4 protein-coding genes and 2 pseudogenes are annotated in these 4,607 nt (G+C 65.8%); 2 read left to right on the top strand and 4 right to left on the bottom strand.

The genetic code is table 11. The features are described 5' to 3' along the window. Both EV691_RS22915 and EV691_RS22910 read left to right on the top strand, forming a co-directional pair. A pseudogene (locus EV691_RS22915) lies at positions 1 to 258 on the top strand (aldo/keto reductase); the annotation flags it as partial. Between the two features lie 52 nt (positions 259 to 310). After that, positions 311 to 1,411 (top strand): alkene reductase, encoded by a 1,101-nt coding sequence (locus tag EV691_RS22910; protein ID WP_131302090.1) that lies wholly within the window; start codon positions 311 to 313, stop codon positions 1,409 to 1,411. Positions 1,412 to 1,439: 28 nt separating this feature from the next. Here the strand turns inward: EV691_RS22910 and EV691_RS23660 are convergent, their stop codons facing one another. From EV691_RS23660 to EV691_RS22885, 4 genes and pseudogenes are all read right to left on the bottom strand, one after another. After that, positions 1,440 to 1,919: a hypothetical protein gene (locus EV691_RS23660; protein ID WP_207390290.1), complete on the bottom strand. Its 480-nt coding sequence runs from the start codon at positions 1,917 to 1,919 to the stop codon at positions 1,440 to 1,442. 5 nt (positions 1,920 to 1,924) lie between these two features. Next, a complete protein-coding gene (locus EV691_RS22900) occupies positions 1,925 to 3,163 on the bottom strand; it encodes a maltoporin (RefSeq protein WP_131302087.1) in 1,239 nt (412 codons plus the stop codon). A 464-nt stretch (positions 3,164 to 3,627) separates the two neighbouring features. Further along, positions 3,628 to 3,762 (bottom strand): annotated as a pseudogene (locus tag EV691_RS22890) (hypothetical protein); the annotation flags it as partial. A 41-nt stretch (positions 3,763 to 3,803) separates the two neighbouring features. Next, positions 3,804 to 4,607, bottom strand: an 804-nt coding sequence (locus EV691_RS22885; protein WP_243649672.1) for a pyruvate kinase, incomplete at its 5' end; no start/stop codon positions are given.

Raw genomic sequence — 4,607 nt, 5'->3', positions numbered from 1 at the left:
CTGGAAGCCTCGCCGACCCAGGTGGCCATCGCCTGGCTGCGCGAGCGGGCGGCCCGCTCGAGCACCAGCCTGATCCCCATCCTCGGGCCGCGCACCCGCGAGCAGCTCGACGCGACCCTCGGCGCGCTGCAGCTCGCCCGCCTGGAAGCCGCCAGCGCCGTCGCCCCGGGAACGCCCCACGAGCAGATCGCCGGGCAGCTCCCGGCCGCCCTGGGCGGCCACCCGGACTTCCGGATGCCGACCATTCCCGTCGCCTGAAAGCCTTTCCCATCATCCACCGCACATCCGTCGATTCCGACAAGGAGCAACCATGGCCATCGACAAGTTGCTGTCCCCCGTACGCCTCGGCGCACTGACCCTGCCCAACCGCGTCGTCATGGCGCCGCTGACGCGCTCCCGGGCTGCCCAGCCGGGCGACGTGCCGACCGCCCTCAACGCCGAGTACCACGCACAGCGCGCTGGCGCCGGGCTGATCGTCGCCGAAGCGGCGCAGATCTCCCGCCAGGGCCAGGGCTACGCGCTGACCCCGGGTATCTATTCGGACGCGCAGATCGACGGCTGGCGCTTGGTGACCGACGCGGTACACCGCAAAGGCGGGCACATCGCGCTGCAGCTCTGGCACGTGGGGCGCATCTCCCACGCCTCGCTGCAGCCCGGCGGCGGCCAGCCGGTCGCCCCCTCGGCGATTCGCGCCAACATGCAGACCTTCATCATCCAGGCCGACGGCACGCCCGCCCATCCGCCATGCGACGAGCCGCGCGCCCTGCGCACCGAGGAACTCCCCGGCATCGTCGCCGACTACGCCCAGGGCGCCCGCAACGCCATCGCCGCCGGCTTCGACCTGGTGGAGATCCATGCCGCCAACGGCTACCTGCTGCACCAGTTCCTCGCCACCACCACCAACCGGCGCGACGATGCCTACGGCGGCTCCCTGGAGAACCGCGCGCGCCTGGTGCTGGAGGTCGTCGATGCGGTGGTCGCCGCGGTGGGTGCCGAACGGGTCGGCATCCGCCTGTCGCCCTGGATGCCCTACAACGACATCGAGGATGCCGAAGCCGGACCGATGGCGCTGTACCTGGCCGACCAACTGGGCCGGCGCGGCCTCGCCTACCTGCACCTGCACGAGGCCGAATGGATGGGCGTGCCGGGCTACCCCGAGGGCTTTCGCGAAGCCGTCCGCGCCCGCTTCCCCGGCGCCATCGTGGTCTGCGGCGGCTACACCGCGGCCCGCGCGGAAGCCCTGCTGCAAACCGGGCTGGCCGACGCGGTGGCCTTCGGCAGGCCCTACATCGCCAACCCCGACTTGGTGCGGCGCTTCGCCCAGGGTGCGCCCCTCGCCGAAGCGGACCAGGCGACCCTCTACGGCGGCGGCGCCGAAGGCTATACCGATTATCCGGCTTGGGCTGGTTGAACTCGGTTACCTGTGAATGCTCCCCTCATCATGCTGCGCATTGATGAGGGGCTTCCCGCTCTCGCAGCCAGAGCGTTGAGAGCGTGACCGGCATTCCCGGTTTGCCAAGGGAGTTTCTGTCCTCCGGCAACTGCCCATCCTTACGGCGGGTCAGCTTGAGTTTCCAGGCCCAATAGCGGGCCGCGATGTTGTAGCTGGCGTTGAGGTCACAGTTGTACCGCTTACCACTGGCGAACGTTGCCAGAATGGTGGCCTGGAACAGAAAGGACCCGGCGGGCGAGGACAGAAGGTTTCCGGCCATACGACCATTAAGCGTTGATGCGTTGGTGGAGTATGCCTCAACACCCATCATCATGCTGCCCAGCGTCATCGTCGCGATCACGACCTTGCCCTGGCTGATCGCCCAGACGGCTGGTGAGCCGTCTGGATTGTTGTCCGTGCTGCGGACGGAAAAATAGCGAACAAATGAACGTTCAATTTGATGACACGTAAGAAAGTTCGCTGCCAAGAACCCTATTTCCACCAGTACTCGACTTGCACGCCGAAGTTGCCGCCGTGGCGGTCGGTACCGAAGGCACCGGTCTCGGACAGCGCGGAATCGGGGTTCATTTCGGTGGCCGCGCGCTGTGCCGCCTCGTTCCAGGTGGCGTAGGTGTAGTAGATGCGAAATTCCGGCCGCGCCCAGAAACCCGGGCCGCCCGGCGACCAGGTCGGCGCGATGCTGAACTTGGTTAGCTTGCGGGTGCCGTCGGTCGCCTTGATCTGGTCGTGGCCGATCTCGGCGCTCAGCTTGAACGTCTCGGTGAAGGCGTACACCGGCCGCACGCCGAACGACAGCCAGCGCGAGTTGTCGCCGTCGGGTCGGACGTCCTTCTGATAAACCAGCTGGAACTGGCCGCCGAAGCGCTCCGTGGTCTGCCAGTCGAAGTACTCGACCATACGCCAGCTCTTGTTTTCCTTGTCCAGGCCGGTATCGCCGGTGTAGCCCAGGCCCGTGCCCGGCCCCTCGCCGTATTGCAGGGCAAAGGTGTTGTACTTGCCGCCGAGAAAGCCTTCCTGCTTGTGCTGCACGGCCACCGACCAGCCGCCATGGGAGTCGGAGCTGTCCGGCCCTTGCAGATAACTGACGCCCAACTGCACCTCGCCGCCCGGGTTGGTCTTGAAGCCGTCAACGTTGAAATCGTGACGGGTAACGTAGGGGTCTTGGTTCTTGTTGTCCTTGCGCGAGAAGACGTAGCTGTAGCGCAGGTCGCCGATCGGCACTTCGTCGAAACCGAAACCGGTGGCGCTCTGGTTCCAGTAGTAGAGGTCGGTCATGTGGATATCGTTCCGCTTGTAGTAGCGGCGCCCGACCCAGAAGTTGCCGCCGTTGAGCACCGCGGCATTCTTCCATTCGACGAACATCTGCTGGATCCGCGAGGAACCCCCGCCATGCTCGTTGGAATCCTTGAACTTCGGCTTGTGCCCGATGGGGTTGTAGAAGCCGCCCATGACCATGCCGGAAAGGGTCGAGCCATCGGCAAGGGCGATATCGTGGTCCCAGGCAAGCTCGCTCCACTGCTCGCACTCGTTGCCGAGCCGGTATTTCGTGGGCGCGCCGGGCAACTGGAAGCAGGATTGCGTACCGCCCTTGGTATTGCCGCCGATCCCGAGGCGGTAATAGCCGCTGAAATTGACCGCCTGGGCCGCCAGGGGAAATGCAAGTAAGGCGCACAAGGGGAAAAGTGCCTTTTTCACGGTAATTCTTTTCATATCCGCTCCGATTCTTATTGTGTTCTGGTCGGTAAAGACCTGTACCCAGGGCTGTCGCCGATTACCGCCAGGAATTTGCACTCGTCAGACAGCGCTGTCTTCGCGGCCGTCATGGCACGCACAGGCTCCAGCAGGGCTATCCGGTCGTGGGTGATGAAGGGCTTTTACCCTCGCCCGCGCGTCTTCGCAGGTGGTCAGAAGCCAGGCGTGGGCAAGGGGCAGCGTGCTGGCGTGAAGGAGCGCATCCGCACGGCATCGCTCGGGCGGGCGCAGATAGCCAGGGCACGGACAAGGGAGGAGAAGCGAATGAATTCAGAAGACAAGGATGGGCAATACAGCATGTCAGTGAACCTTCTTATATTTATTCGAAGCCCTGAGGGGGTATTCCTCAGACTTATTTCAAGGTAGAGCCGGACGCGCTCGGTCGACCGACGGGGCTCAGCGGCTGCAGCAGCAGCGGCGCTTCAGCAGCGACTCCGCGCTATAGGCGTCTTGCCCTGCAGCGCTTCCTCGATGCGCAGCAGCTGGTTGTACTTGCCGACCCGGTCGGAACGGCACAGCGAGCCGGTCTTGATCTGCCCGGCCAGGGTGACCACCGCCTCCTGGCTGGGCGTGTTGCCTTGCATCGAATGTCCCTCCCTCACTGGATGACGTCGCCGACGCGCACGATGCGCAGGGTGTCGGTGCCGCCCTGGGCACCGGCATCACCCTTGGTGATCAGCACCAGATCGCCCTCGAACACCAGGTTGCGCTGCATCAGCTCCTTGACCGCCCGGGCGTTCAGCTCGGCCTCGGCGATCCGGTCGGTCTCGAACGGCACCGGGTTCACGCCGCGGAACAGCGCCACGCGGCTCTGCGTGCGCGGGTGGCGGGAGAAGGCGTAGATCGGCAGGTGCGAGCGGATCCGCGACATCAGCCGCGGGGTGTCGCCGCTCTCGGTCAGGCAGACGATCGCCTTGACCCCTTCCAGGTGGTTGGCCGCGTACATGGCCGACAGGGCGATGGTCTCGTCGATCTTGTGGAACACCTGGTCCATGCGGTGCTTCGAACGATGCGCCAGCGGGTGCTTCTCGGCGCCGAGGATCACCCGGCTCATGGCTTCCACGGTCTCCACCGGGTAGGAACCGGCGGCGGTCTCGGCCGAGAGCATCACCGCGTCGGTGCCGTCGAGCACCGCGTTGGCCACGTCGAACACCTCGGCGCGGGTCGGCAGCGACTGGGTGATCATGGTCTCCATCATCTGCGTGGCGGTGATCACCGCGCGGTTGAGCACCCGCGCCCGCTCGATGATGCGCTTCTGCACGCCGACCAGCTCGGCGTCGCCGATCTCCACGCCCAGGTCGCCACGCGCGACCATCACCGCCTCGGAGGCGAGGATGATGCCGTCGAGCACCTGCGCATCGGCCACCGCCTCGGCGCGCTCGATCTTCGCCACCAGCCCGGC

This window comes from Azotobacter chroococcum (assembly GCF_004339665.1).
Lineage (GTDB): Bacteria > Pseudomonadota > Gammaproteobacteria > Pseudomonadales > Pseudomonadaceae > Azotobacter > Azotobacter chroococcum.
This window is presented reverse-complemented; position numbering and strand designations above follow the sequence as displayed.

What these genes read in the sequence shown, in the direction of transcription:
- EV691_RS22910 (WP_131302090.1), top strand. Translation starts at nt 311, where the DNA reads ATGGCCATCGACAAGTTGCTGTCCCCCGTACGCCTCGGCGCACTGACC.
- EV691_RS22900 (WP_131302087.1), bottom strand. Translation starts at nt 3,163, where the DNA reads ATGAAAAGAATTACCGTGAAAAAGGCACTTTTCCCCTTGTGCGCCTTA.